The sequence below is a fragment of the Rhizobacter sp. P5_C2 genome, from assembly GCF_054049715.1.
The window spans coordinates 61,063-85,687 of record NZ_JBFULV010000017.1; the positions used below are offsets into that span (position 1 = coordinate 61,063).

Genomic DNA, 24,625 nt, shown 5'->3' on the forward strand with positions numbered 1-24,625 from the left:
CTTGGTCGCGACCGTGGCCGCCGTGCTCGCCGCCTGCAGCGGCAGCAGCGATTCCACGGTGGAAGGCGACGTGCCGCTCGCGTACACGCAGCGCGTCAACACGATGGGCATGAACCCGACCAACGGCGCGCCGTACGCCCAGGGCGGCGACCTGATGATCCGCGAGAAATCCTCGCCGAGCGCGCCCGAGCACAACATCACGAAGGACATCACCCAGGGCCACGGCGACGTGTCCGACCCCGAGGTGTCGTTCGACGGCAAGAAGATCGTCTTCGCGCTGAAGTGCGAGATCTCCAACACCTCGATGATCGACGGCGCCAAGGCCTGTACCGGGCGCTGGAACATCTGGGAATACGACATGACGAAGGGCGGCATGACCGGCGGGAGCTTCAAGCGCCTGACCAGCTCGACCGACGGTGACGACGTCGACCCGGCCTACCTGCCGGCGAACAAGGGCTTCGTCTTCACGTCGAACCGCCAGGGCACCTCGTTCTTCAACCAGGGCGTCGGCGGCAACCGCTTCGCGCTGGACGAGTACGAGCGCGAGCGCGTGTTCAACCTGCACACGATGGACGCCGCCGGCGGCAACATCACGCAGATCTCGGTCAACCAGAGCCATGACCGCAACCCGGTCGTGCGACCCAACGGCGACATCATGTTCTCGCGCTGGGACCACGTCGGCATGCGCAACCACTTCAAGGTGTTCCGCGTGAAGCCCGACGGCACCGACATGTTCGTGCTGTACGGCGCGCACAGCGACGGCAACAGCTTCCTGCACCCGCGCGACATGGACCCGAAGGGCGCGTACAAGGGTTTCCTCGCGTCCGACCTGATGCCGCTGTCGCGCACCCACGAAGGCGGCGGCCTCGTGCTGGTCGACGCAGCCAACTACTCCGAGCAGAACACCCCCGCCAACCCGGGCGTCGCGGCGACCGGTGGCCAGTACTACCCGACGGCCGAGACGCTGAGCATCGGCGGCGGCCTGTCGCAGTTCGGCCGCGTCACGACGCCGTTCCCGCTGTGGGACGGCACCGACCGCGTGCTTCTCGCCTACCGCCCGTGCGAGGTGACCAAGGACGGCAAGGTGGTGCCCTGCGCCACGCTGACCGATGCCGAGAAGGCGCGCCTGGCCGATGACAACCGGATGGAAAGCGAAGCCGCTGCCGACGGCGTCAAGGACAACGTGCCGCCGCCGTACGCCATCTACATGTTCGACCCGCATAACCCGAACAAGGGCATGCAGCCGGTCGCGCCGCCGCCCGCGGGCTTCATGAACACCGACCCGGTGCCGCTGCAGTCGCGCGCCGAGCCGAACGCCACCGACCCGACGCCGGTCGACGCGGTGCTGGCCTCCCAGAAGCTCGGCCTGCTCGAAGTGCGCAGCGTCTACGACACCGACGGCCTCGGCCGCATGGGTGACCCGGTGATCGCGGCAGCCGACCTGTCGGCCACCTGCGCCACCGCGATCGCGAAGACCACGCCGACCGACCCGCAGGACACGCGCGCCAAGGTCGCCGACATCGTCAAGATGAAGGACCCGGCCAACCCGGCCTACGGCTGTGCACCGGCGCGCTTCATCCGCGCATTCCGCGCCGTGGCGCCGAGCCAGGGCATGGGCGTGCGGGCCGCGATCGGCGAGACCGATTTCGAGCCGCAGCAGATCCTCGGCTACGCGCCGATCGAGCCGGACGGTTCGTTCAAGCTGCAGGTCCCGGCCGACACCCCGATCGGGCTGGCCGTGGTCGATGCCGAAGGCCGCGCCTTCCAGACCCACACCAACTGGATCCAGGTCCGCCCGGGCGAACGCCGCACCTGCGACGGCTGCCACAGCCCGCGCCGCGGCGGCGCGCTGAACGCCGGTGCGGTCGCCAACACGATCCCGTCGGGCTGGGTCGACGCCCTCGCGAGCGCCCACCAGTCGGGTGAGACGATGGCCGGCACCCGCACGCGGCTCGACCCGAACCTGCTGAAGCTGATGGCCGACATGGTGTCGACCGACGTCTGGGCCGACCCGGCCAAGGCCGGCGTGACCGCGCGCAACTCGATCAGCATCAAGTACAAGAACAACACCGATCCGAAGGACGACCTGCTGACCGCCGCCCCGACCGACGGCGTCATCAACTACCCGGACCACATCCAGCCGATGTGGACGGTCAGCCGCGGCACCAACGGCGCCGGCACCTGCGTGACCTGCCACGCCGACCCGACCAAGCTGGACCTCAGCGCGACGATCGCCGGCACCGGCCGCAACGCGTCGTACGAGCGCCTGCTGATCGGCGACCCGGTCATCGGCGACAACGGCCTGCCGAAGACCCACCTCGAGGAGGGCGTGCCGATGATCGACCGCGAGCCGGCAATGGTCGACACGATGGCGAGCGAAGGCGATGCGCTGGGCATGGGCCGCAAGAGCCGCCTGCTGGAGATCCTGTCGGGCGCGACGCTGATGGCCAGCGCCGATGCACGCACGCTGTACCCGACGCCTCCCGCCGGTGCCCCGGACCACTCGACGCTGCTCACCAAGGGCGAGAAGCGCCTGCTGGCCGAATGGATCGACCTCGGCAGCAAGTACTACAACGACCTGTCCGCGGGCGGCGTGAAGAACATCGGGCTGCTCACCCAGGCTTCGTTCGAAGCCGAGGTCTACCCGATCCTGCGCAGCACCTGCGCGGCCGGCTGCCACCAGGGCATCGGCAGCGACGAGATCGCCGCCGGCAAGGCGTTCCGCGAGAACCGCCTCGTGTTGCTGGGTGACGCAGAGGGCGATTTCAATGTCACACTGACGATGATCAACGACGCCTGCCATCCCGAGAACAGTTCGCTGCTGAAGCGGCCCTCGACGATCCCGCACCCGGCGGGCGCCGCGAGCTCGCCGACCGCGGTGCTGCCGGCCGGCAGCGCGAACTACACGACGATCGCCAACTGGATCAAGAAGGGCTGTACCACCCCATGACGCAAGCGTCTCCCGAGGCACCTGCGCGCGCACCCTGGCGGGTGCCGCTGCGCGCGGCGGGTGCCTGCCTCGCCGCAGCCTGGCTCGCCAGCTGCGGCGGTGGCGGCAACCCGCTGGGCAACCCGTCGACGATCAACAACCCGAGCGGGGCGACCGGCCAGCGCCTGTCGTACGCCTACTTCCAGAAGTGCATCAACCCGATCTTCCTGGCGGCGCTGCCGATCACGCACAACGGTACGACGATCGTCAACACCTGCGCCGGCTCGGGCTGCCATGACACCGTGGCCGGCACCGGCGGCGCCTTCCGCATCGCGACCGGCGCCACCCCGCTCGACGTGACCGACCCGGCCAACACGCCGGACGCGATCCGCGACACCGACATGTACAAGAACTTCTACTCCGCGCAGGGCGAGGTGGTGGGAGGCTCGACCACGCAGAGCCGGCTGCTCGCGAAGCCGCTGCTGATCAACGTGCTGCACGGCGGCGGGCAGATCTTCGCGAACGACCAGGACCCCAACGTCAAGCTGATCGAGTACTGGATCACCCACCCGTCGCCGTCGGGCCAGGATGAGTTCAGCACCGCGACCTACAACATGTTCACGCCGGCAGACCCGAACACGGGGACCTGCAATACAAATTGACAACCAGGCCAGCATGACCCTCGCTCTCTCGCCCGAGTCGCACCCACGCCGCTTCAACGCCCGCCTTCGCCAAGCCCTCCAAGGGCTTGCGCTCGCCTGTGCGTTGGGCACGGTGGTGTTGCCGGCCGCGGCGGCCGACACGCCGCCGGAGCGCCTGCAGGTCAGCGACCCCTACATCGAGATGCACACCGGCGCGGGCCGCGGCTACCCGGTGTTCCACATCGCCGAGAAGGGCGAGTGGATCGAGGTGCTGCTGCGCCACACCGACTGGTTCAAGGTGCGCACCGACAAGGGCAAGGAAGGCTGGGTCACGCGGGCGCAGCTCGAGACCACGCTGACCGAGGCCGGCGGCACCAAGACCTTCCGCGACGTGCTGCTCGACGACTACCTGAACCGCCGCGTCGAGTTCGGCGCCGGCTGGGGCCGCTTCAAGGGCGAGCCGATGCTGAAGATGTGGACCGGCTACCGCCTGTCGGACACGCTGACGCTCGAAGGCACGCTCGGCCAGGTGCAGGGCCGCTTCTCCGGCAGCGACTTCTGGCATGCCAACCTGATGGTCGAGCCGTGGTCCGACAAGCGGCTGTCGCCGTTCTTCTCGGTCGGCTTCGGCAAGTTCAAGAACGTGCCGAACTCGACGCTGGTCGACGCGGTCGACACCAAGGCCAAGCTGGCCAATGCCGGCATCGGCGTGCGCTACCACCTGACCGACCGCTTCGTGATGCGGGCCGACTGGACGCTCTACACCGCGTTCATCGACGACACCCGCACGACCGAATACCGTGCCGGCACGGTCGGTTTCTCCTTCTTCTTCAATTGATGGATCGCGAGCCTTCCATGCGCGCACAACGCCTTGCCCCCTCGCCACTGTTGTCAACGCTGCTGGTGGCCGCCTGCCTCGCCGCACCGCTCGCGGCGCGGGCCCAGAACCAGCAGCAGGTCGTCGAACCCGGCAACGAGCAGGTGATCGTGCCGCAGGTCGACCGCCGGCCGGTCAAGGTGCCGAAGATCCCGTCGAACGACTTCGAGTTCGGCCTGTTCGGCGGCACCTACAGCACGCAGAACTTCGGCGCCAACGCCGTCTCGGGCCTGCGCGTGGGCTACCACATCACCGAGGACTACTTCGTCGAGGCCGTCTACGGCCAGACCAAGGTCAGCGACGAATCGTTCCGCCAGATCCTGCCCGGCGGCGTGCTGTCCGGCGACAGCCAGAAGCTGCGCTACTACAACGTCTCGATCGGCGTGAACGTGCTGCCCGGCGAGATCTTCTTCGGCCGCAACACCGCCAAGGCCTCGGCGCTGTACCTGATCGGCGGCGTCGGCAGCACCAAGTTCAACGACCAGCGCAAGCAGACCTTCAACGTCGGGCTCGGCACGCGCCTGTTCCTGAAGGACTGGCTGGCGCTGCAGGTCGACATGCGCGACCACATCTTCACGCTCGACCTGCTGGGCAAGCGCCAGAACACGCAGAACCTCGAGTTGACCGGCGGCGTCACCTTCTTCTTCTGATCGAGACATCTTCATGAGTTCTTCCTCCTCCTTCACCAGATTCCTGCGGGCCGCGGCCGCGCTGCTGCTCAGCAGCGGGCTCATCGTGGCACCGGCCCAGGCCGCCGCGCCGATGACCCCGGCGCCCGACTTCACGCTGAAGAGCCTCGAAGGCAAGAACCTGCGCCTGAAGGAACAGCGCGGCCAGGTCGTGCTGGTGAACTTCTGGGCCACCTGGTGCGCACCGTGCCGCCAGGAGATGCCCAAGCTGAACGCGCTGTACGACAAGTACAAGGGCTCGGGCTTCGTGCTGCTGGGCGTCAACGTCGACGACGACGCGCGCAATGCCGCCAGCGTCGCCGCCAAGCTGGGCGTCAAGTTCCCGGTGCTGTTCGACACCGACAAGAACGTCAGCAAGCTGTACGAGCTGAACAGCATGCCGTCGACCGTGCTGATCGACCGCGACGGCCGCGTGCGCTTCCTGCACCGCGGCTATCAGGATGGCTACGAGAACCTCTACGACAAGCAGATCCGCGACCTGCTGAAGGAATGACCATGGGCTGCCAACGCAGAGCACTTGCTGCCGCTGTTGCCTTCGCCGTGCTGGGCCTGGCCGGCTGCGCCGCGCCCGAGCCGTGGGTGAAGCCGTACGAGCGCGAGCGCCTGGCCGATCCGATCATGCGGCTGTCGCGCGATGCGCTCGCCGACAAGCACCGCGAGCACATCTACGACGTGCGCGAGAGCGGACGCGGCGCGACCGGCGTGCAAGGAGGCGGCTGTGGTTGCAACTAGCGCCTGCTGGATGCGCCGGCTGCGCCGTGCGCTGGCACGCCGCCCGCACCACCTGATGCGTGCGGGCCGGGCGCTGGGCATGGTCGTCGGGGGCGTTGCCGCAGCCGGCACGGCCTACGCCGTCGACCTGCCCGAAGACCGCGCCGACGCGATGTACCACTTCTACGACGGCGGCGGCACACGCGCCGACGGCCCGGCGCTGCTGATCCGCAAGAAGGTCGCCGACCGGCTGTCGATCAGCGGCTCGTACTTCATCGACTCGGTCAGCAATGCGTCGATCGACGTCGTGACCACCGCGAGCCCCTACAAGGAAAAGCGCACCGAATACAGCCTCGGCGCCGACTACGTCTACCGCGACGCGCAGGTCTCGGTCTCGGGCACCACCAGCGACGAGCCCGACTACAAGGCCAACTCGTTCAGCGTGGACGTCTCGCAGGAGGTGTTCGGCGGCATGACGACGATCAGCCTCGGCGCATCGCGCGGCTCCGACAAGGTCGGCTCGCGCTACGAGGGCATGTTCGACACCGCGCAGCACTGGCGCTACCGCTTCGGCGTCACGCAGATCCTGACGCCGCGCTGGCTGATGAGCGCGAACCTGGAGGCCATCTCCGACAACGGCTACCTCGGCAACCCGTACCGGGTGGCGCAGGTGTTCGGCACGCTGGTGCAGGAGCGCTACCCGCGCACCCGTTCGAGCCGCGCACTGAAGTTGCGCGCGGTCGGCGACATCGGGCAGGGCGAGCAACGCGCCGCGCTGCGCGCCGAGTACCGCTACTTCTGGGACAACTGGGAGATCAAGGCGCACACGCTCGAGCTGGGCTACACCCGCTACTTCGACGCGCAGTGGCTGGGCGAGGCCTTCGTGCGCTACAACACGCAGAAGCAGGCGCTGTTCTACGCCGACAACGCGCAGAGCGAGACGCGCTACGTGTCGCGCAACAAGCAGCTGAGCGACTTCAACGACGTCAGCATCGGTGCGAAGGCGACCTACAGCGCCGGCAAGATCGCCGACAAATTCGACGTCAGGTGGAATGCGCAGTACCAGTTCATGCGCTTTCGCTACAAGAACTTCACCGACATCCGCACCCACAGCCTGTATTCGTTCGACGCGAACGTCCTCGAGCTGTTCGTCTCGGCCACCTTTTGAGAAAGACCGCGCCCATGTTCAAACGTAGTCGAAGCCTGCTGGCGGCAGGATGCCTGGCGGGACTGCTGTGCGGCCATGCTTTTGCGGCCGACCCTGCGCCGGTCGACGCTGCGGCCTCTGCGCCCGTCTCGGCTGCCGTGCCGGCGGCCGCCGCCAGCGCGCCTGAAGCCGCGGTTGCCCCGGCCACCGCGGCCTCGGCCGCCAGCCTCGACAGCCGCATCCAGGACCTGAAGGGCGACGTGATCCGACTGAACCGCGACCTGCTGGTGCTGGAGGAGGAGCTGCTGTTCCCCGCCAACACGCAGGTGGCGGTGTTCGTGTCGATGGACGTGGGCAAGATGTTCGAGCTCGGCTCGGTGCAGGTGAAGCTCGACGACAAGGTCGTCGCGAACTACCTCTACACCCCGCTCGAGGTGACGGCCCTGCACCGCGGCGGCGTGCAGCGCGTGTTCCTCGGCAACCTGAAGGCCGGCGAGCACCAGATCGTCGCGGTGTTCACCGGCGGCGGCCCGCACTTCCGCGACTACAAGCGCGGCGCGACCGTCAAGTTCGACAAGACCACCGACCCGAAGTACATCGAGCTGCAGATCAAGGACAACACCGGCAAGCTGCAGCCGGAGTTCGAAGTCAAGGTCTGGCAGTAAGCCGCCATGCGCCTTCGGAACCTTCCCGCACACCTGTTGCGCCTGGCCGCCGTGCCGGTGGCCGCGGCCTGCCTGCTCGCGGGCACGGCGCGGGCCGCCGAGCCGCTGCCGCCGCACCTGGTGCAAGACCCGTACTACGGCGAGACGCTGTACCAGTTCTACCAGGGCCGCTATTTCTCGTCGATCACCGGGCTGATGGTGTCGCAGCATTTCGGCCGCGTCTCGCACCACACCGATGAAGCCGAGATCCTGCGCGGCGGCCTGCTGCTGTCGTACGGCCTGCACCGCGAGGCCGGCGAGATCTTCGCGCAGCTGATCGAGAAGGGCGCGTCGCCGGCGGTGCGCGACCGCGCGTGGTTCTACCTCGCAAAGATCCGCTACCAGCGCGGCTTCCTGCCGGAAGCTGAAGAGGCGCTGGGCCGCATCGAGAAGAACCTGCCGCCCGAGCTCGAGGAAGAGCGCGGCCTGCTGAGCGCCAACGTACTGATGGCGCGCAACGATTTCGCCGGCGCCGCGGCGCAGCTGGAGGCGATGGCGAAGGCGCCCGACCCGGGCAAGATGCCCGGCGGCGCGAACGCGACCCGCTATGCGCGCTTCAACCTCGGCGTCGCGCTGATCCGCAGCGGCCAGGCCGACGACGTCGAGCGCGGCAACCAGCTGCTCGACCAGCTCGGCCAGGCGCCCGCGCCCGACGAGGAAACCCGCAGCCTGCGCGACAAGGCCAACGTCGCGCTCGGCTTCGCCGCGCTGCAGGACAACAAGCCCGAGGCGGCGACGATCTTCCTCGAACGCGTGCGCCTGAACGGCCTGCAGGCCAACAAGGCGCTGCTCGGCTTCGGCTGGGCCCAGGCCGCGCTGAAGCAGCCGAAGCGGGCGCTGGTGCCTTGGCAGGAACTGGCGCTGCGCGACCCGGGCGACTCGGCCGTGCTCGAAGCGCTGATCGCGGTGCCTTACGCCTATGCCGAAGCCGGTGCGAGCGGCCAGTCGCTCGACCGCTACAACGAAGCGATCGCGTCGTTCGAGCGCGAGAACGCGAACCTCGACCAGTCGATCACCGCGATCCGCGCCGGCAAGCTGCTCGACGGCCTGCTCGAGCGCAACCCCGGCGAAGAGATGGGCTGGTTCTGGAACATCGGCGAGCTGCCCGAGATGCCGCACGCCAACCACCTGGCGCCGCTGCTCGCGCAGCATTCGTTCCAGGAGGCCTTCAAGAACTGGCGCGACCTGCAGTTCCTGCGCAGCAACCTGCTGCAGTGGCAGGACAGCCTGGCCGTGTTCGGCGACATGCTCGCGAACCGCCGCCAGGCCTATGCCGAGCGGCTGCCGAAGGTGCGCGCGAAGTCGGCCGAAGGCGGGCTGGAGGCGCTGCAGAAGCGGCTCGACGAGATCACGAACGAGCTGGCCCGCATCGAGACCGAGGGCGATGCCGCGGCGCTGGCCGACGAGAAGCAGTTCGCGCTGCAGGCGCGCGTCGACCGCATCCGCGCGACGCTCGACCAGGCCGGCGACCTGCCCGAGGCGGTGGCGGCGCGCGAGCGCTTCCGGCTGGCCTCCGGCGCGCTGACCTGGCAGCTCGCGCAGAGCTACCCGCAGAACCTCTGGGATGCCCGCAAGAACGCGCGCACCACCACCGAGGCGCTGGCCGACACCCGCCGCGTCGACGCGGCGCTCGCGCAGGCCCAGCAGGACGAGCCGGCGAAGTTCGAAGCGTTCGCCGCGCGCATCGCCGAACTCGGCAAGGCCATCGAGGCATTGCTGCCGCGCGTCGCCGCGCTGAGCACCGAGCAGCAGCAGTTCGTGCAGGAGCTGGCCGTGGCCGAGCTCGTGCAGCAGAAGGAACGCCTGGTCGACTACACCACGCAGGCCCGTTTCGCCGTCGCACAGCTGTACGACCGCGCCGCGAGCCAGGCCAACAAGCAACTGGAACCCGCCAATGCGCCGCCCAAGCCATAGTCTGGCGCTGCTGATGCTGCTCGGGCTTGCCGCCTGCGCCGGCAAGAAGACGCTGCCCGGCGATGACCAGCCGACCCTGAAGTCGATGTCCGGCCGCGAGATCACCGTGGCCGAAGACAACGGCGTGAAGGCCGACGAGAACCAGGCCATCGCCGCCTACACCGAGTTCCTGAAGGCCGCGCCGAAGGCCACGCAGCGCGCCGAGGCGATGCGCCGGCTCGGCGACCTGGAGATGGACGGTGCCGACAACCGCCTGGCCGCCGGCCAGCAGACGCCGAACGGCACGCCCGACTACAAGGCCGCGACCGCGCGCTACCAGGAGTTCCTGAAGACCTACCCGCAGGACGAGAGCAACGACCGCGTGCTGTACCAGCTGGCGCGGGCGCAGGAGCAGGGCGGCGATCTCGAGCTGGCGCTGAAGACGCTGGACGACCTGGTCGCGAAATACCCGAAGACGATCTATCGCGACGAGGCGCAGTTCCGCCGCGGCGAGCTGCTGTTCTCGACGCGCGACTACGTGAAGGCCGAGGTGGCCTATGCGACGGTGCTGCAGGGCGATTCGTCGAATCCGTTCCGCGACCGCGCGCTGTACATGCAGGGCTGGTCGCTGTTCAAGCAGGGCCGGCTCGACGATGCGCTGCACCCGTTCTTCGGCGTGCTCGACCTGAAGCTCGGCGGCCGCAAGGATGAAGGCGAACTCGAATCGCTGCCCGGCCTGACTCGCGGCGACCGCGAACTGGTGGAAGACACCTTCCGCGTGGCCAGCCTGAGCCTCGAGAACCTGCAGGGCGCCGAGAGCATCCCCGCCTACATGACGACGCCGGAGCGCCGCGCGTACGAGTGGCGCGTCTACCAGCAGCTCGGCGAGCTGTACCTGCGGCAGGACCGGCCGAAGGACGCCGCCGACACCTTCAGCGCGTTCGCGCGCCGCGACCCGCTGCACGGCCAGTCGCCGCTGATGCAGGCGCGCGTGATCGCGATCTACCAGCAGAACGGCTTCGGCGCGATGGCGCTCGACGCGAAGAAAGAATACGTCGAGCGCTACGGCGTCGACAGCGAATTCAGCCGGCAGAACTCGGCGGCCTGGCAGGAGAACGCGCAGCCGCTGGTCAAGACGAATCTCGCCGAGCTGGCGCAGCACTACCACTCGCAGGCGCAGAAGAGCAAGTCGACCGCCGACTATCAAGAGGCGGTGAAGTGGTACCGCAGCTACCTCACGTCGTTCCCGAAGGACCCGGAGGCGCCGCAGAACAACTTCCTGCTGGCCGAGCTGCTGTACGAGGACGGGCGCTTCAAGGAAGCCGCCCCCGAGTACGAGAAAACCGCCTACGGCTACCCGCTGCACGCGAAGAGCGCCGACGCCGGCTATGCCGCGCTGCTGAGCTACGCCGCGCAGGAGAAGAAGGCGGCGCCGGCCGAGCTGCCGGCGCTGCAGAAGGAAAGCGTCGAGAGCGCGCTGCGCTTTGCGAACGCCAACCCGGCCGACAAGCGCAGCGGGCCGGTGCTGACGAACGCGGCCGAGAAGCTGTTTGCGCTGGGCGACCAGGCGCGCGCGGCGACCGTCGCGCGGCAGGTGCTGGCGCTGCAGCCGCCGGCCGAGCCGGCGAACCGGCGCGTGGCCTGGACCGTGATCGCGCACAGCTCGTTCGAGCGCGGCGACTACGAGCAGGCCGAGCAGGCCTACGGCGAGGTGCTGGCATTGGCGCCCGAGAAAGATCCGGCGCGCAAGGACCTGGTCGAGCGCCAGGCGGCGTCGATCTACAAGCAGGGCGAGCAGGCGCGCAGCAAGGGCCAACTGGTCGAGGCGGTGAAGCACTTCTCGCGCGTGGCCACGGTGGCACCGCAGTCGAGCGTGGCGGCACCGGCGCAGTACGACGCGGCGGCCGCGATGATCGGGCTGAAGGACTGGGACGGCGCGAGCCGCACGCTGGAAGACTTCCGCAAGCGCTACCCGAACCATCCGCTGCAGGCCGACGTCGGCAGCAAGCTCGCGCTGGCCTACACCGAGCGCGGCCAGTGGGCGCTGGCGGCAGGCGAGTACGAGCGCTTCGCGGTGACCAACAAGGACCCGGCGCTGGCGCGCGATGCGCTGTGGCAATCGGCCGAGATGTACGAGAAGGCCGGCTCGCGTGCGAACGCCGGCAAGGCCTACGAGCGCTACCTGAAGCAGGGCGGCATGTCGTTCGAGGCGTCGGTCGAGGCGCGTTATCGCCTCGCGAAGATCGCGAAGGACGACGGCAATGCTGCGCGCGAGTTCACCTGGATGAAGGAGATCTACCAGGTCGACCAGGCGGGTGGCGCGGCGCGCACGAACCGCACGCGCTACCTCGGCGCGACCGCGGCGCTCGCGATGGCGGCGCCGGTGGCCGACAGCTACCGCAAGGTGCAGCTGGTCGAGCCGCTGGCCGCGGCGCTGAAGAACAAGAAGGCGCGGCTGGAGGAATCGCTGAAGGCCTACACGGTGGCGGCCGACTATGGCGTGGCCGACGTGACGACCGCGGCGACCTACCAGATCGCGTCGCTCTACCAGGACTTCGGCAAGGCGCTGGTCAATTCGCAGCGCCCGAAGAAGCTGTCGAAGCTCGAACTGGAGCAGTACAACGTGATGCTGGAAGAGCAGGCCTACCCGTTCGAGGAGAAGGCCACCGAGCTGCACGAGCTGAACGCGCGGCGCACGACGAACGGCATCTACGACCAGTGGGTCAAGAGCAGCTTCAAGGCGCTCGGCGAGATCCGGCCGTTGCGGTATGGCAAGACGGAACGCAGCGAAGGAGTCGTCGATGCGATTCGCTGAGCGCTACCTGACCCTCGCGATGCTGCTGGCCCTCGCCGGCTGCTCGACGATCCAGCAGCCGCTGCAGGCCCTGCGCGACGCCGTGATGCCGGCCAAGGCCGCCTCCGCACCCGCGGCTTCGGCCTCGGCCCCCGCCAAGGCTGCCTCGGCCCCCGCCCCGGTCATCGCCCGCCCCGACCCCGAAGCCCCGGTCGCGCCCGCGCTGCAACGCAGCTACGACGACGCCCGACGTGCCTTGCGTGCCGGCAAGATGGACGAAGCCGAACGCGGCTTCAAGGCCATCGCGCAGGCCAACCCGGACCTCGGCGGCCCGCATGCCAACCTCGGCGTGATCTACCGCCAGGCCAACAAGCTGCCCGAATCCGCCGGCGAGCTGGAGCAGGCGGTGCGCCTGAACCCGAAGCAGCCGCTGTACTTCAACCAGCTCGGCATCACCTACCGCCAGCAAGGCCAGTTCACGAAGGCCAAGGACGCCTACGAGCGCGCGATCTCGCTCGACGCGGGCTATGCCGCGCCGCTGCTGAACCTCGGCATCCTGTACGACCTGTATCTGTGGGATGTTGCACAGGCCGGCGACCTGTATGGCCGGTATCTTGCGTTGACTCCGGGTGGCGATGCCACGGTGACCAAATGGGTCGCAGATCTGAAAAATCGTAAGCAGCCTGCCGCGGCGCCCGTGCCGGCAGCGGCTGCGAGCCGGAAGGAAAAACCATGAAGTCCCGAGATCCCTTGCGCGTGCCGCTGACGGTGGCCGTGGTGTTCGCGATGTTGATCGCCGCCGGCCTCGCGCCGGCCTGGGCGCAGGACCGCGCCGACATCAAGGGTTCGCAGATCATCGGCAACCGCGAGCTGCCGAAGGTGCTGTACATCGTGCCCTGGAAGAAGCCGCTGGTCGGCGACCAGAGCGGCCGCCCGGCCGTCAGCGTGCTCGACGAGGCGCTCGCGCCGATCGACCGCGACGTGTTCCGCCGCCAGGTCCGCTATGACACGCTCACGCAGCCGCCGGCTGCTGCCACACCCACCGCAGCCGCCAAGTGACCCCACCGCCGGCCTGCCGTTTTTTGTCGAATCACAGAGAAGTTTCCATCGGAGATCAGAGATGAATGCATTCAACACAGCAGTGAAGTTTTTCCAGGATTGCGGCCTCTTCATCTATCCGAGCCTGTTGATCATGTCGATCGGCCTGGCGATCGGGATCGAGCGCTACATCGTGCTGAACAAGGCGCGCAGCGAGAACCGCAAGCTGTGGTCGCAGGTGCTGCCGATGCTGCAGGGCGGGCGCTTCAAGGAAGTGCAGAACGTCACCGCGAATTCCGACGCCGCCATCGGCAAGATCGTCAACTATGGGCTGACCCGCATGCAGAGCCCGGGCCGCCGTGAAGACTTCGACGCCGCGATGGAAGAGGGCATGATGGAAATCGTGCCGCGTCTCGAGAAGCGCACCCACTACATCGCGACCTTCGCGAACGTGATCACGCTGGTCGGCCTGCTGGGCACGATCATGGGCCTGATCAAGGGCTTCACCGCGGTCGCGCAGGTCAACCCGGCCGAGAAGGCCGAGATGCTGTCGGCCTCGATCTCGATCGCGATGAACAACACCGCGTTCGCGCTGATGGTCGCGATCCCGTTCCTGCTGCTGCACTCGTTCCTGCAGGCCAAGACCGCCGAAATCGTCGACGGCCTCGAGGCCGCCAAGATCAGCTTCCTGAACCTGGTGCAGCGCCTGAAGGCCGAGCAGAGCACCGGAGGCCGTTGATCATGGCTGCCCGTCGTCGCCTGCGCAAGGAAACGGCCCACCTGGAGATCACCGCGTTCATCAACCTGATCGTGGTGCTGGTGCCGTTCCTGCTGTCGACCGCTGTGTTCACGCGGCTGTCGGTGATCGACCTGTCGTTGCCGGCCAAGAACTCCGGCGTGGAGCAAGTCAAGGACAAGAACCTGCAACTGGAGGTGGTGATGCGCCCCGATGCACTGGAGGTCGGGGACCGCATCGGCGGCCTGATCGCGCGCATCCCGAACACCGCCAAGGGCTATGACACCGTGGCGCTGTCGACGCTGATCCAAGGCCTGAAGGCGCAGTTTCCGGACAAGACGGAAGCCAGCGTGCTGGCCGAGCCCAACTCCTCGTACGACGCGCTCGTGCAGGTGATGGATGCGGTGCGCGTGGTCGCCACGCCCAAGGGCGCGGTGGTGGTGCACACCGAAATGTTCCCCAACATCTCGATCGGCGATGCGCCGGTCGTCAAGCGATAGGGGCGGGGACCATGGCATTGATGACACCGCTGCAGAAGCGGGCCGAGCGCCGAGCGCGCAACCAGACGGGGCTCGACATGAACCTCGTCTCGCTGATCGACGTGTTCACGATCCTGATCTTCTTCCTGCTGTCGAACGCGACCGGCGTCGAACTGCTGCCGAGCCCGAAGGCGGTGCAGCTGCCGCAGTCGACGGCCGAGAAGGAACCGAAGCAGAACGTGGTGCTGGTGGTGAGCGGCACCGAGATCATCGTCGAGGGCCGCAAGATCGCGAACGTGGCCGATGTGATGAAGCTGCAGGGCGACCTGATCGCGCCGCTGAAGGAAGAGCTCGACATCCAGGCCGGCCGAGAGATGATCCGCGAGGCCAACAAGGACAAGGGCAAGGCGCTGACGATCATGGGCGACAAGGACATCCCGTACCAGCTGCTGCGCAAGATCATGTACACCGCGGCGCGCGCGAGCTTCACCGACATGTCGTTCGCGGTGCGGCAGAAGGCGGGCGCATGACAGCCGCCGCCGTTTCGTTCAATCCGCGGGTGATGCCGTGGGCCGGCGTGCCCGAGGATGACGCGCGCTTTCGCCGCATCATCCAGCGCACGGTGGGCGTGTGCCTGCTGATCTTCCTGATCGTGCCGTGGCTTCCGGTGCGGCAACCCGACCGCACGGCGCCGGCCGAGCTGCCGCCGCGGCTGGCCAAGCTGGTGCTGGAGACGCCTCCGCCACCGCCGCCGCCGCCGAAGGTGCAGGAGAAGCCGAAGGATGCGGCCGAGGCGGCCGTGCCGCAGGCCAAGCCCGACCAGGCCAAGCCGATCCCGGCCAAGCCCGATCCGGTGAAGATGAAGCAGCCGATCCCCGAGGCTCGCGTGCCGCAGGCCAACAAGCCGCCGGGCGAGATCGAGGGCGCGCGCCGCAAGGCGGCCGGCGTCGGCCTGCTCGCGATGAAGGACCAGCTGCAGGAGCTGAGCGGTGCGCCGATGGCGGTGCAGCTGAAGCCGGACATCAAGCAGGGGCCGGGCGTGGGTTCGGGCGTCGGCGTGGGGGTTGGCGCGGGCACCGAGGCCGGCTTGCCGGACCGGGCGATGATCACGTCGAACGCGACCGGCGGCAGCGGCGGCATCAACACCGCGGGCTACAGCCGCAACACCGGTGGCGGCGGGCTGGCGGGTCGCTCGACCACGCTGGTGGCCGGCGTGGCCGGTGGCGGGGGCGGCGGCGGCAAGGGTTCCGCGGCCGGCAGCGGCACGGGCAACGGCACCGGGGCGGGTGGCACGGTGCAGCGCGGCAACAGCGGCAAGGCGGCGYGCTCGATCGAGGAGATCCGCCTGGTGTTCGAGCGCAACAAGGGTGCGATCTACGCGATCTACAACCGCGCGCTGCGCGAGGATCCGGGCCTGCAGGGCAAGGTGGTGCTGAGCCTGAAGATCTCGCCGAGCGGCCAGCTGGTGGACTGCCGGATCGTGTCGAGCGAGCTGAAGTCGCCAGAGCTGGAGTCGAAGCTGCTGGCGCGGATCAAGCAGTTCGAGTTCGGGGCGCGCGATGTCGACCAGATCGACATCACGTACCCGCTGGATTTCCTGCCGTCGTAGTCAGTGCCGGGTGGCCGCCGCGTGATCGATCGCGCGGCGCGCTTCCAGCTCGGCGTTCAGCGCCTTCTCCAGTGGGGCGCGAACCAGCCCGGCATGCTCGTAGCGTATGTTTTCATACAGCTCCGACGCGGCCGGGCAGTCTTCCAGGATCAACTGCAGCGCCTTGCCCGGCTCGACGCGTTCGAGCGCGCGGCTCAGCTGCTGCACGACGGTGCGGTACTGGTGGGCATCGATCTCGGCCGGGCTCGCTTCCATGCGCTGCACCAGGCGCGCCAGCGCATGCACGACATCGAGGTCGCTGACACTGCGTTGCGATTGGGTGGGGGTTTTCATGCGTTTCCTTCCGGGAGGGGCGGCACCAGGCCGCCCCGTTCGCAGGAGGTGGGGATGTCTTGGCGGCTTGCAAGGCATCGCGCGCGGGAACGCGCGCCATCAGCACCTCAGGGCAGGATTCAGCATGGCCCGGACGCTGAAACGCCCTATCAATGCGAACAGTTCCTCAGGAATGTTGTTGATTCCCTGGATGCAGGATTTCATGGTTCTGAGTTCTTCGGACAACAGTTCTTGGAGCGATAGTTCTTCAGGCAATAATTCTTCTGGCTGCATTTGCAGCAGCTTCAGCAGCATGCTTTTCAATTCAGTAGATTCCTTTGCCTTGCGAATGATTATCGGCAGCGATGTTGCCTCAAAAAGCATGACTGATCGCTGGGTTTGCATCGCCTCCTTCATATTGAACACTCTTGTCAGGTGTTTCATTATAATTTTGGTGCTTTTTGTTTTCATGCCGTGGAAGATGTCGATGGATATATTTTCAAGGCTCCTCATGTCGAAGGTCGGTCCCATCTCATAAATGAAATTCCTGGCATCAACCAAGGTGATTTCGTTGCCGAACAGGGTCAACTCCGTGAGGCGGCTGGAGTTTGAGCATGAAGAATCCCCAGGTGCCACGAGTTCCAGAGATCTGTCGGAGAAATGAATTTCGGCCACCAAATCGCAGTGATCCAGGTGCAGGACTCTGATGTTCTCGTTTTTCCAGATGACTTCCAGAAATTCACTGAACAGGGTTTCGTCCTGCCAGCAGCGGGACTTTTGGTGTCTGAGATCGAGTTTGTTCAAGACGTTGTGCTGCAACAGCTTGATGACACTTTGAAGATGACGCTTCTGCATGAGGTAGCGTTTTCCACTCGGCTCTATCTTGTAGAAGCCATCCATGTTCAATTCGGTCAAGCCAGATTTTCCTTCAAGGGCTTCGAATATGACAGTCATGTTGGCACTTCCCACGTTTCGAAGATTCAACTTGGTCGGACGGCAGGACGAATCATTCAGGGCTTGAGAAAGATGGCTGGCCTGATCGCCATCAAGTACCATTCCCTCCAGATTTATTTCCTCGTGCTTGTTGATGGCTCTGATGACATCGGACACGTCTGTGTTGGTGAGGATGTCCCGCCACGAACCCGGAGCCCCATCGAATAAAGGATCCAAAATCAAGCTGTTCGACTCGATCCCGGCGCGCTTGGCTTTAGGGCAAATACCTTGCATCTCATCACTCCTGGTTGGCAGAGCCCATGAGTGACTGTCCACGTCAATCCGTTCCTTCAGCTCGGCGGATGCTCATCAGCACTTCGTCCGAGCGACTGGCCGGCGGTCGCCCCGACTCCGGCCGCGTCCACGAATGCACGCGCGACCGGTTTGCCGGCCTCGCGCGCCGCTTCTTCGGCAAGCTGTTCAGCTGAGGTCCGCTCAGCGGCCGAAGCCGAAGATCCACGCCAGCTTCTGCAGCGGGCTGCGTCCCAGGCGAACCATCGACAACGTCGGGTACGAGCTGCGAGCCTTCAGTGCGCGGTGTTGCCTCGCCAGGGAAGACTGGTGGGAACCCGGGGAACGGGGGGCGAGTTGCATGGCGGACTCCGTGGTGAGGGGCAGGTGTTCACAGCATCGTGCGGACGACCGCGCGGCACCATCCTCCGTTCGCGCGGTGGCGGCTCGCTCTTTGGGGGGTGGTTCGGGGCATGGTTACTTGTCGAACACCGGCTCGTAGTGCTTGCGGCCCTCGTCGAGGAAGAGTCGCACGGTCGACATCGGCACGCCGTCCGCCCCTTCCGCCTTGAAGCTGTAGTTGTCCTCGTTGGCGGGCGTCGTGGCGGCGGTGTGCGCGACGATGCGCAGGCCCGGAAACGTCTGTGCCATCAGCGCCGGCATGTAGTCGCAGGCGCCGTCCTTGTACGAGAAGTTCTCGGCCACCTCGGCCACGTGGGTGAGCTGGTCAGGCGTCAGCGTGTGCGACTGATCGGCCAGGCGCGTGCCGACCGCGGCGCGGTACTGCTCGGTGCTGACGGGCTTCTTGCCCTCGCGCAGCTCGCCGAGGACGGCACCGTACAGCATCGGAACGTTGTCCACGCCGAGGTTGGCCATCTGGAAGTTGCTGATCATCTCGGCCGCGATGTGCTGGCGGATGGCCTGCGGGGTCAGGTCTTTCTCCGCGATGCCCATCTGCCGCGCGATCTGCGGTCCCGCCTGGTGGATCATCGAGTAGAAGAAGCAGTTGCCATCGGCGCGGGCCGTGCCACGCTCCAGGCTCGCGAAGTGGGGCACGACCGGGTCCACGTCGTTGTGCCTGCCCGCCAGCTGGCCGGCCGGCGGAACCGCGATCGGGCGCGGGCCGTCGAACCTCGGCCCCGACATCGACTGCCGGCGTACCGGCCGGGGCGTCTGCAGCGGGGACTGCCCGGGCGCCGCACCGAGCCCGTCGAAACGCGCCGGTGCCGAGTCGGCTCGACGCCATGGGGGTGTCCCCTGGGGCCTGCTGAACGGCAGCTCACCGGACGCCACCCGCTTCGGATCGATGCCGGCCGTCAGCACCCGCCCGAGGTCCTCCACCGACAATTTCTGGCGCGGCCCGTTGAAGCCCGGCTTGCCCGCCGCATTCAATTGTGCGATGTCGACACGTGGCCGCTCGCCGGCGGGTTGGCCTTGCGGCCAGGCGGCGCCCGTGCGCAGGGGCGGGAACTTCGGCGGCTGGAAGCGCAATGGAGGCTGTCCAGGGAAGCTGCCCTGGGGTCGCGGTCCCAACGGCTGCTGCAACGGCGGGCGACCCAGCATGCCCGGCCTGCGCGCGGCGCTGTCGAGCAGGCTCTGGGCGCCACGCCGTGCGCTGCCCATCAGTTTCATGAGGTTCATGCCGCCACTGTCGCGCCGACACGCTGGCGACCCGGCGGCCGAAGCGAAGGCACGACGGAGATCGCGAAGTCCGGCACCGATCCTGCAGCAAGGGTCTTGAGCGTTCGTCGATGCGAGATGGCTGTTCCGCAGCATGACGAACACGTCGCGAACTCACGCGAATTGCCACTCTTGCCACAGGACGTTTCCATGTCCAGCGACTCTTTCGATACCAACTCCCTCCTGCTGCCGATAGCTCGGCACCGCGCTTCACTTGCGGTTGCAATTGCGTTCGCCGCTGTCGTCGCCGCTTGCGGTGGCAACGAAAGTGGAAACGGTTCCTCTTCCGGCGATCCGGTGGGGGGATCGCCGAATGCGCCGGCTCCGGCTCCGTCGCCGTCGCCGTCGCCCGCTCCGGCGCCGTCCCCCAGTCCTGCGCCCGCGCCGTCTCCAGCGCCGAGCCCGGCTCCGTCGCCAGCGCCCGCACCCAGCCCCGCGCCGGCTCCAGCGCCTGCACCGGCCCCCGCCCCCGGCCCGATGTCCACCCGCGACGCGGTGCGCCTCGCCGACCAGACGACCTTCGGCCCGACCGAAGCGCTGGTCACCTCGATCAAGGCCAAGGGCGCGACCGCCTGGGTCACCGAGCAGTTCGCGCTGAAGACCTCGCGCTACACCAGCGGCAAGGGCGCCGGCGAGTACCACCAGTACGTCGACCGCCCGGATTTCTGCACACCGGCGATGGAGCCGAACTGCTTCCGCGACTACATCTCGACCGATCCGCTGATGTGGGACTTCTACCGCAACGCGGTGAGCCAGCCCGACCAGCTGCGCCAGCGCGTGACCTTCGCGTTCCAGCAGATCTTTCCGCTGAACAACGCCGAGGTGCTGGGCACCTATGGCTTCCGCAACTACTACAACGCGATGCTCGACGGCGCCTTCGGCAACTACCGCGACATGCTGAAGAAGATCACGCTGTCGCCGCTGATGGGCGACTTCCTGAACAACGCCAACAACGACAAGGGCGCGCCGAACGAGAACTACGCGCGCGAACTGCTGCAGCTGTTCAGCATCGGCACCTGCGAGCTGAACCTCGACGGCAGCCTGAAGGGCGGCAAGTGCCAGCCGACCTACAACAACGAGACGGTGCGCGCCTATGCCTACGCATTGACCGGCTGGACCTACCCGCCGGGCGGCGCGCACTCGAACGGCTGCTGGCCGTCGGGCGCGAACTGCCGCTACTACAACGGCGACATGGTGCCGATCGAGAAGTACCACGACACGCAGGCGCGCAGCCTGCTCTCGAACGTCAAGCTGGTCGCCGGGCACAAGGCGCCGGCCGCGCTGGAGTCGGTGCTCGACAGCGTGATGGCCCACCCGAACGTCGCACCGTTCATCGGCCGGCAGCTGATCCAGCACCTGGTCAGCAGCAACCCGTCGCCGGCCTACGTCACTCGCGTCGCGACGGCCTTCAACAACGGCAAGTACGCGAGCTTCGGCAGCGGCGTGCGCGGCGACCTGACGGCCACCGTGGCGGCCGTGCTGCTCGATGCCGAAGCGCGCGGCGACAGCGTGCCCGCGCAGGGCGGCAAGCTGCGCGAGCCGGTGCTGATGTTCACCGGCGTGCTGCGCGGGCTGAACGGCACGACCGACGGCGAACCCTTCAACTGGTACTGGGGCGGCAACCTGCAGCAGCGGGTGTTCAACGCGCCGTCGATCTTCAGCGACTACCCGCCCGACTACCCGGTGGCCGGCACCAGTGGCCTGGTCGGCCCGGCCTTCGGCATCCACAACGCCAACACCGCGCTGGCGCGCATGAACTACCTGCTGTACCTGATCGACTGGGGCGGCAGCAGTGCCGATGCGTCGATCCCCGGCGCCACCGGCACCAAGGTGAACCTGGCGTCGTTCACCGATTCGGCGGACGACGCCGGCGCGCTGGTCGACCGCATCTCGATGGTGGCGCTCGGTCGCCTGCTGCCGAGCACGCCGCGCGCGTCGGTCGTCAAGGCCGTCGAGCGCTGGACGCAGGCCACCGACGGCAACAACTGGAAGACCAGCCGCGTGAAGCGCGCGGCCTACCTGGTCTACGCCTCTCCCGACTATCAAATTCAACGCTAAGGCAGCCCGACATGATCGACCCGATGATCCTGATGAATCGTCGCCGCTGGCTCGCGCGTTCGAGCCTCGGCCTGGCCGGCGCGCTCGGCGTGGGCACGCTGGGCAACCTGCTGCTGGGTGCCAAGCCGGCCTACGCCGCCGACTACAAGGCGCTGCTGTGCATCTTCCTGTACGGCGGCAACGACGGCCTGAACACCGTCGTGCCGACCGATGCGGCGCGCTACAACCAGTACGCCGCCGTGCGAGGCAAGCTGGCGATCCCGAGCAACCGCCTGGTGCCGCTGGCCGGCATGACCTACGGGCTGCACCCGGCGCTGGCCGGCCTGCAGGCCGCGGCCGATGACGGCCACATCGCACCGGTGTTCAACGTCGGCCCGCTGATCAAGCCGCTGACCAAGGCCGAGTTCCGCGCCGCGTCGTCCAGCGTCGGCGTGCTGCCCGATTCGCTGTACTCGCACTCCGACCAGCAGTACCTGTGGGAGAACGGCACCGGCGATTCGCTCGAGCCGACCGGCTGGGGCGGCCGCGCGTCCGATGCGCTGGCCACCGTGAACCCGGTGATCTCGCTGAACGGCACGCCGCGTTTCGGCATCTCGCGCACCCACACGCCGCTGGTGCTGCCGAACACGCCGGGCGACACCTTCGGCGCCTTCGAGATGCAGCCGGACGACCTGAAGGTCGCATGGAAGGCCGAACGCAAGGCGGCCATCGACGCGATGTACCGCGAGCAGCAGGAGCTCGCACTGGCGAATGCCTACACGGCGATCCAGCGCGATGCCTTCAACGTGTCGGACCGGCTCTCGGGCCTCGTGAAGATCGTGCCGGGCGGCGCCGGCGCAACAGCCGCGATCGACACCGCGTTTGCGCCGCTGATCTCGGGCGGCAAGATCTCCACCGGCCTCGGCCGCCAGCTGTACCAGATCGCGAAGCTGGTGTCGGGCAACGCGACGGTGCAGGGCAACCGGCAGATCTTCTTCGCGCAGATGAGCGCGTTCGACACGCACGGCAACCAGGCCGTCGACGGCAGCCCGGCCGATGGCCAGCACGCGCAGCTGCTGAAGGAGCTGGGCGATGCGCTGGGGGCGTTCTACCGCGCGATGAAGGCGCTGGGCCTGGGCGAGTCGGTGACCGCCTTCACGCAGAGCGACTTCGGCCGTACCTTCGTGCCGAACAACAGCATGGGCACCGACCACGCGTGGGGCAACCACCACCTCGTCGTCGGCGGCGCGGTGAAGGGCGGGCGCGGTTACGGCAGCTACCCCGACCTGACGCTCGGCGGGCCGAACGACGTCGGCGTCGACACCTGGGAGCAGCAGGGCCGCTGGATCCCGACCTCGTCGGTCGACCAGTACGCGGCGACGATGCTCGGTTGGTTCGGCGCGAGCGATGCGCAACTGCGCACGGTGCTGCCGAACCTCGCGAACTTCGGGACGGCGACGAAGCTGGGGTTCGTCTAGGCGGCGACCACGCCGTCGCGCCCGTACAGCCGCGTCAGCAGCGCGAGCTCCTGCGCGTGGGCCGGCATCACCTGGTCCCAGCTGAAGCGCCATTCCCAGTAGCCTGATGGCTTGCCGGGGAAGTTCATCCGATCGGCGCCCGGCAGCCGCAGCACGTCCTGCATCGGGTGCACGGCCGTGTCGGCCACTGACGCGCAGGCGGTGCGGATCAGCTCCCATGCGATGTCGCTGCCGTCGGTCGGCAGGTAGGCCGACGCATGGCGCCGCTGCGCCTCGGTGGCGGTGGCCCACCAGCCGAGGCTGGTGTCGTTGTCGTGCGTGCCGCTGTAGACGACGGTGTCCGGCTCGTGGTTGTGCGGCAGGAACGGGTTGGCGCTGTCGCCGCCGAACGCGAAGTGCAGGATGCGCATGCCCGGCAGCGAGAACTTGCGGCGCAGCGCCTCGACATCGGGCGTCACGACGCCCAGGTCTTCCGCGATGATCGGCAGCGTGCCGAGCGCCTCGGCGATGGCGTCGAACAAGGCCTCGCCGGGCCCCGGCCGCCAGTGCCCGAGGATCGCGGTCTCCTCGCTCGCGGGAATCTCCCAGTAGCTCGCGAAGCCGCGGAAGTGGTCGATGCGCACGATGTCGACCAGCTCGAAGGTGCGGCGGATGCGTTCGACCCACCAGGCATAGCCCTCGGCCGCATGCGCGCTCCAGCGGTACAGCGGGTTGCCCCAGCGCTGGCCGGTCTCGCTGAAGAAGTCGGGCGGCACGCCGGCCACCACGGTCGGCCGGCCCTGCGCATCGAGCTCGAACAGGTCCGGTCGCGCCCACACCTCGGCGCTCTGGTAGGCGATGAAGATCGGCGCATCGCCGATCACCTGCACGCCGCGGCTGGTCGCATGGTCTTTCAGGCGCTCCCACTGCACGAAGAAGCGCCACTGGCAGAACTTCCAGAAGGCGATGCGCTCGGCATGCTGCACGCGCGCTGCCGCGAGCGCCGCCGGCTCGCGCTGCGCGAGGCCGCCGGCCCAGTCGCACCACGGCGCCCAGTCGTGGTGGTCGGCCAGCGCCATGAAGAGCGTGTAGTCGTCGATCCAGCTCGCATGCTCGGCGCAGAAGGCCTGCAGCTCGTGCGCCTGCTGCGGCGTGACGGTCGCGGCGAAGCGCCGCGCGGCGCGTGCGAGCCGGTCCATGCGGTAGGGCCAGACCGCCGCGAAGTTCAAGCGGTGCGGCTCGATGCCGTCGGGCGGCAGCAATTCGTCGGCCGTCAGCCAGCCGTGCTGGGCGAGCTCGGCGAGGTCGATCAGCAGCACGTTGCCGGCGAACGCCGAGCTGCTCATGTACGGCGAGTTGCCCGGTCCGATGCCGCCGAGCGGCAGCATCTGCCACAGCCGCTGGCGCGCGGTCGCGAGCCAGTCGACGAAGTGGTAGGCCGACGGTCCGAAATCGCCGCTGCCGTGCGGGCCGGGCAGCGAGGTGGGGTGCAGCAGCACGCCGCTGGCGCGGGGGAATCGCATGGGTCGCCTCGTGTGGATCAGGGGGTGAGGTCTTGCGCCAGCAGCACGAGGCTGTGCGCGGCCAGTGGCCACGGAGTGTGCGCCACCGCGCCGGCCTCGGGGGCGGCCGGCGCGCTGGCCGCGGTGTCGAGCAGCACGCGCCAGC

24 protein-coding genes are annotated in these 24,625 nt (G+C 67.8%); 19 read left to right on the forward strand and 5 right to left on the reverse strand.

Annotation, left to right across the window (positions count from 1 at the left end; translation table 11 throughout):
• Window position 1 precedes the first annotated feature (1 nt).
• From ACXJLU_RS08650 to ACXJLU_RS08725, 16 genes are all read left to right on the forward strand, one after another.
• Complete coding sequence (locus ACXJLU_RS08650) at window positions 2–2,950, forward strand: HzsA-related protein (RefSeq protein WP_457330014.1); 2,949 nt, start codon at window positions 2–4, stop codon at window positions 2,948–2,950.
• Entirely contained in the window at window positions 2,947–3,591 is a 645-nt protein-coding gene (locus tag ACXJLU_RS08655; protein ID WP_457330015.1) for a hypothetical protein, read from the forward strand. The genes ACXJLU_RS08650 and ACXJLU_RS08655 overlap by 4 nt, the downstream gene beginning before the upstream one ends.
• Window positions 3,592–3,604: 13 nt before the next feature.
• Window positions 3,605–4,408 carry an SH3 domain-containing protein gene (locus ACXJLU_RS08660; protein ID WP_457330016.1) on the forward strand — a complete coding sequence of 268 codons (804 nt, stop codon included), beginning with the start codon at window positions 3,605–3,607 and terminating at the stop codon, window positions 4,406–4,408.
• A 17-nt stretch (window positions 4,409–4,425) separates the two neighbouring features.
• Complete coding sequence (locus ACXJLU_RS08665; RefSeq protein ID WP_457330017.1) at window positions 4,426–5,097, forward strand: outer membrane beta-barrel domain-containing protein; 672 nt, start codon at window positions 4,426–4,428, stop codon at window positions 5,095–5,097.
• Window positions 5,098–5,110: 13 nt separating this feature from the next.
• Window positions 5,111–5,629, forward strand: a complete 519-nt coding sequence (locus ACXJLU_RS08670; RefSeq protein ID WP_457330018.1) for a TlpA family protein disulfide reductase — start codon at window positions 5,111–5,113, stop codon at window positions 5,627–5,629.
• A gap of 2 nt (window positions 5,630–5,631) precedes the next feature.
• A complete protein-coding gene (locus ACXJLU_RS08675) occupies window positions 5,632–5,868 on the forward strand; it encodes a DUF4266 domain-containing protein (protein ID WP_073463970.1) in 237 nt (78 codons plus the stop codon).
• On the forward strand, window positions 5,855–7,015 hold the full coding sequence (locus tag ACXJLU_RS08680; RefSeq protein ID WP_457330019.1) for a DUF3570 domain-containing protein: 1,161 nt from the start codon (window positions 5,855–5,857) through the stop codon (window positions 7,013–7,015). Before ACXJLU_RS08675 ends, ACXJLU_RS08680 begins: the two co-directional genes overlap by 14 nt.
• A 14-nt stretch (window positions 7,016–7,029) precedes the next feature.
• A complete protein-coding gene (locus ACXJLU_RS08685; RefSeq protein WP_457330020.1) occupies window positions 7,030–7,659 on the forward strand; it encodes an AraC family transcriptional regulator in 630 nt (209 codons plus the stop codon).
• A 6-nt stretch (window positions 7,660–7,665) separates the two neighbouring features.
• Entirely contained in the window at window positions 7,666–9,612 is a 1,947-nt protein-coding gene (locus tag ACXJLU_RS08690; protein WP_457330021.1) for a tetratricopeptide repeat protein, read from the forward strand.
• Window positions 9,593–12,406, forward strand: coding sequence for a tetratricopeptide repeat protein (locus ACXJLU_RS08695; RefSeq protein WP_457330022.1), 2,814 nt, complete (start codon window positions 9,593–9,595; stop codon window positions 12,404–12,406). Before ACXJLU_RS08690 ends, ACXJLU_RS08695 begins: the two co-directional genes overlap by 20 nt.
• A complete protein-coding gene (locus ACXJLU_RS08700) occupies window positions 12,393–13,121 on the forward strand; it encodes a tetratricopeptide repeat protein (RefSeq protein ID WP_457330023.1) in 729 nt (242 codons plus the stop codon). Before ACXJLU_RS08695 ends, ACXJLU_RS08700 begins: the two co-directional genes overlap by 14 nt.
• Window positions 13,118–13,444 (forward strand): hypothetical protein, encoded by a 327-nt coding sequence (locus ACXJLU_RS08705; RefSeq protein ID WP_457330024.1) that lies wholly within the window; start codon window positions 13,118–13,120, stop codon window positions 13,442–13,444. Before ACXJLU_RS08700 ends, ACXJLU_RS08705 begins: the two co-directional genes overlap by 4 nt.
• Before the next feature lie 61 nt (window positions 13,445–13,505).
• Window positions 13,506–14,162 carry a MotA/TolQ/ExbB proton channel family protein gene (locus ACXJLU_RS08710; RefSeq protein ID WP_073463975.1) on the forward strand — a complete coding sequence of 219 codons (657 nt, stop codon included), beginning with the start codon at window positions 13,506–13,508 and terminating at the stop codon, window positions 14,160–14,162.
• A 2-nt stretch (window positions 14,163–14,164) separates the two neighbouring features.
• Window positions 14,165–14,659 (forward strand): ExbD/TolR family protein, encoded by a 495-nt coding sequence (locus ACXJLU_RS08715; protein WP_073463976.1) that lies wholly within the window; start codon window positions 14,165–14,167, stop codon window positions 14,657–14,659.
• An 11-nt stretch (window positions 14,660–14,670) separates the two neighbouring features.
• The gene (locus ACXJLU_RS08720) at window positions 14,671–15,168 is read left to right on the forward strand and encodes an ExbD/TolR family protein (RefSeq protein WP_457330025.1); all 498 of its coding nucleotides are present in this window, start codon (window positions 14,671–14,673) and stop codon (window positions 15,166–15,168) included.
• Complete coding sequence (locus ACXJLU_RS08725; protein ID WP_457330026.1) at window positions 15,165–16,247, forward strand: AgmX/PglI C-terminal domain-containing protein; 1,083 nt, start codon at window positions 15,165–15,167, stop codon at window positions 16,245–16,247. The genes ACXJLU_RS08720 and ACXJLU_RS08725 overlap by 4 nt, the downstream gene beginning before the upstream one ends.
• Here the strand turns inward: ACXJLU_RS08725 and ACXJLU_RS08730 are convergent, their stop codons facing one another.
• The gene (locus tag ACXJLU_RS08730) at window positions 16,248–16,580 is read right to left on the reverse strand and encodes a hypothetical protein (RefSeq protein ID WP_457330027.1); all 333 of its coding nucleotides are present in this window, start codon (window positions 16,578–16,580) and stop codon (window positions 16,248–16,250) included.
• 99 nt (window positions 16,581–16,679) lie between these two features.
• Complete coding sequence (locus tag ACXJLU_RS08735) at window positions 16,680–17,786, reverse strand: leucine-rich repeat domain-containing protein (RefSeq protein WP_457330028.1); 1,107 nt, start codon at window positions 17,784–17,786, stop codon at window positions 16,680–16,682.
• Window positions 17,787–17,854: 68 nt separating this feature from the next.
• On the opposite strand from ACXJLU_RS08735, the gene ACXJLU_RS08740 reads away from it, so the two are divergent.
• On the forward strand, window positions 17,855–17,980 hold the full coding sequence (locus ACXJLU_RS08740) for a hypothetical protein (RefSeq protein ID WP_457330029.1): 126 nt from the start codon (window positions 17,855–17,857) through the stop codon (window positions 17,978–17,980).
• A 7-nt stretch (window positions 17,981–17,987) separates the two neighbouring features.
• Here the strand turns inward: ACXJLU_RS08740 and ACXJLU_RS08745 are convergent, their stop codons facing one another.
• Window positions 17,988–18,146, reverse strand: coding sequence for a hypothetical protein (locus ACXJLU_RS08745; protein ID WP_457330030.1), 159 nt, complete (start codon window positions 18,144–18,146; stop codon window positions 17,988–17,990).
• Window positions 18,147–18,260: 114 nt separating this feature from the next.
• Window positions 18,261–19,424, reverse strand: coding sequence for an OTU domain-containing protein (locus ACXJLU_RS08750; protein ID WP_457330031.1), 1,164 nt, complete (start codon window positions 19,422–19,424; stop codon window positions 18,261–18,263).
• Window positions 19,425–19,940: 516 nt separating this feature from the next.
• Between ACXJLU_RS08750 and ACXJLU_RS08755 the strand changes: the two genes are divergently transcribed.
• A complete protein-coding gene (locus ACXJLU_RS08755) occupies window positions 19,941–21,521 on the forward strand; it encodes a DUF1800 domain-containing protein (protein WP_457330032.1) in 1,581 nt (526 codons plus the stop codon).
• An 11-nt stretch (window positions 21,522–21,532) separates the two neighbouring features.
• Entirely contained in the window at window positions 21,533–22,978 is a 1,446-nt protein-coding gene (locus ACXJLU_RS08760; RefSeq protein ID WP_457330033.1) for a DUF1501 domain-containing protein, read from the forward strand.
• Here the strand turns inward: ACXJLU_RS08760 and malQ are convergent.
• Window positions 22,975–24,480: a 4-alpha-glucanotransferase gene (gene malQ, locus ACXJLU_RS08765; protein WP_457330034.1), complete on the reverse strand. Its 1,506-nt coding sequence runs from the start codon at window positions 24,478–24,480 to the stop codon at window positions 22,975–22,977. The two genes, ACXJLU_RS08760 and malQ, sit on opposite strands and share 4 nt — an antisense overlap.
• Window positions 24,481–24,625: the final 145 nt, after the last annotated feature.

Excerpts from the sequence above, each read along its gene's own strand:
- ACXJLU_RS08705 (WP_457330024.1), top strand. The coding sequence starts at position 13,118 with ATGAAGTCCCGAGATCCCTTGCGCGTGCCGCTGACGGTGGCCGTGGTG.
- ACXJLU_RS08660 (WP_457330016.1), top strand. The coding sequence starts at position 3,605 with ATGACCCTCGCTCTCTCGCCCGAGTCGCACCCACGCCGCTTCAACGCC.
- malQ (WP_457330034.1), bottom strand. The coding sequence starts at position 24,480 with ATGCGATTCCCCCGCGCCAGCGGCGTGCTGCTGCACCCCACCTCGCTG.
- ACXJLU_RS08760 (WP_457330033.1), top strand. The coding sequence starts at position 21,533 with ATGATCGACCCGATGATCCTGATGAATCGTCGCCGCTGGCTCGCGCGT.
- ACXJLU_RS08755 (WP_457330032.1), top strand. The coding sequence starts at position 19,941 with ATGTCCACCCGCGACGCGGTGCGCCTCGCCGACCAGACGACCTTCGGC.
- ACXJLU_RS08685 (WP_457330020.1), top strand. The coding sequence starts at position 7,030 with ATGTTCAAACGTAGTCGAAGCCTGCTGGCGGCAGGATGCCTGGCGGGA.
- ACXJLU_RS08670 (WP_457330018.1), top strand. The coding sequence starts at position 5,111 with ATGAGTTCTTCCTCCTCCTTCACCAGATTCCTGCGGGCCGCGGCCGCG.
- ACXJLU_RS08655 (WP_457330015.1), top strand. The coding sequence starts at position 2,947 with ATGACGCAAGCGTCTCCCGAGGCACCTGCGCGCGCACCCTGGCGGGTG.
- ACXJLU_RS08740 (WP_457330029.1), top strand. The coding sequence starts at position 17,855 with ATGCTCATCAGCACTTCGTCCGAGCGACTGGCCGGCGGTCGCCCCGAC.
- ACXJLU_RS08745 (WP_457330030.1), bottom strand. The coding sequence starts at position 18,146 with ATGCAACTCGCCCCCCGTTCCCCGGGTTCCCACCAGTCTTCCCTGGCG.
- ACXJLU_RS08750 (WP_457330031.1), bottom strand. The coding sequence starts at position 19,424 with ATGAACCTCATGAAACTGATGGGCAGCGCACGGCGTGGCGCCCAGAGC.
- ACXJLU_RS08735 (WP_457330028.1), bottom strand. The coding sequence starts at position 17,786 with ATGCAAGGTATTTGCCCTAAAGCCAAGCGCGCCGGGATCGAGTCGAAC.
- ACXJLU_RS08695 (WP_457330022.1), top strand. The coding sequence starts at position 9,593 with ATGCGCCGCCCAAGCCATAGTCTGGCGCTGCTGATGCTGCTCGGGCTT.
- ACXJLU_RS08665 (WP_457330017.1), top strand. The coding sequence starts at position 4,426 with ATGCGCGCACAACGCCTTGCCCCCTCGCCACTGTTGTCAACGCTGCTG.
- ACXJLU_RS08700 (WP_457330023.1), top strand. The coding sequence starts at position 12,393 with ATGCGATTCGCTGAGCGCTACCTGACCCTCGCGATGCTGCTGGCCCTC.
- ACXJLU_RS08710 (WP_073463975.1), top strand. The coding sequence starts at position 13,506 with ATGAATGCATTCAACACAGCAGTGAAGTTTTTCCAGGATTGCGGCCTC.
- ACXJLU_RS08715 (WP_073463976.1), top strand. The coding sequence starts at position 14,165 with ATGGCTGCCCGTCGTCGCCTGCGCAAGGAAACGGCCCACCTGGAGATC.
- ACXJLU_RS08720 (WP_457330025.1), top strand. The coding sequence starts at position 14,671 with ATGGCATTGATGACACCGCTGCAGAAGCGGGCCGAGCGCCGAGCGCGC.
- ACXJLU_RS08690 (WP_457330021.1), top strand. The coding sequence starts at position 7,666 with ATGCGCCTTCGGAACCTTCCCGCACACCTGTTGCGCCTGGCCGCCGTG.
- ACXJLU_RS08675 (WP_073463970.1), top strand. The coding sequence starts at position 5,632 with ATGGGCTGCCAACGCAGAGCACTTGCTGCCGCTGTTGCCTTCGCCGTG.
- ACXJLU_RS08730 (WP_457330027.1), bottom strand. The coding sequence starts at position 16,580 with ATGAAAACCCCCACCCAATCGCAACGCAGTGTCAGCGACCTCGATGTC.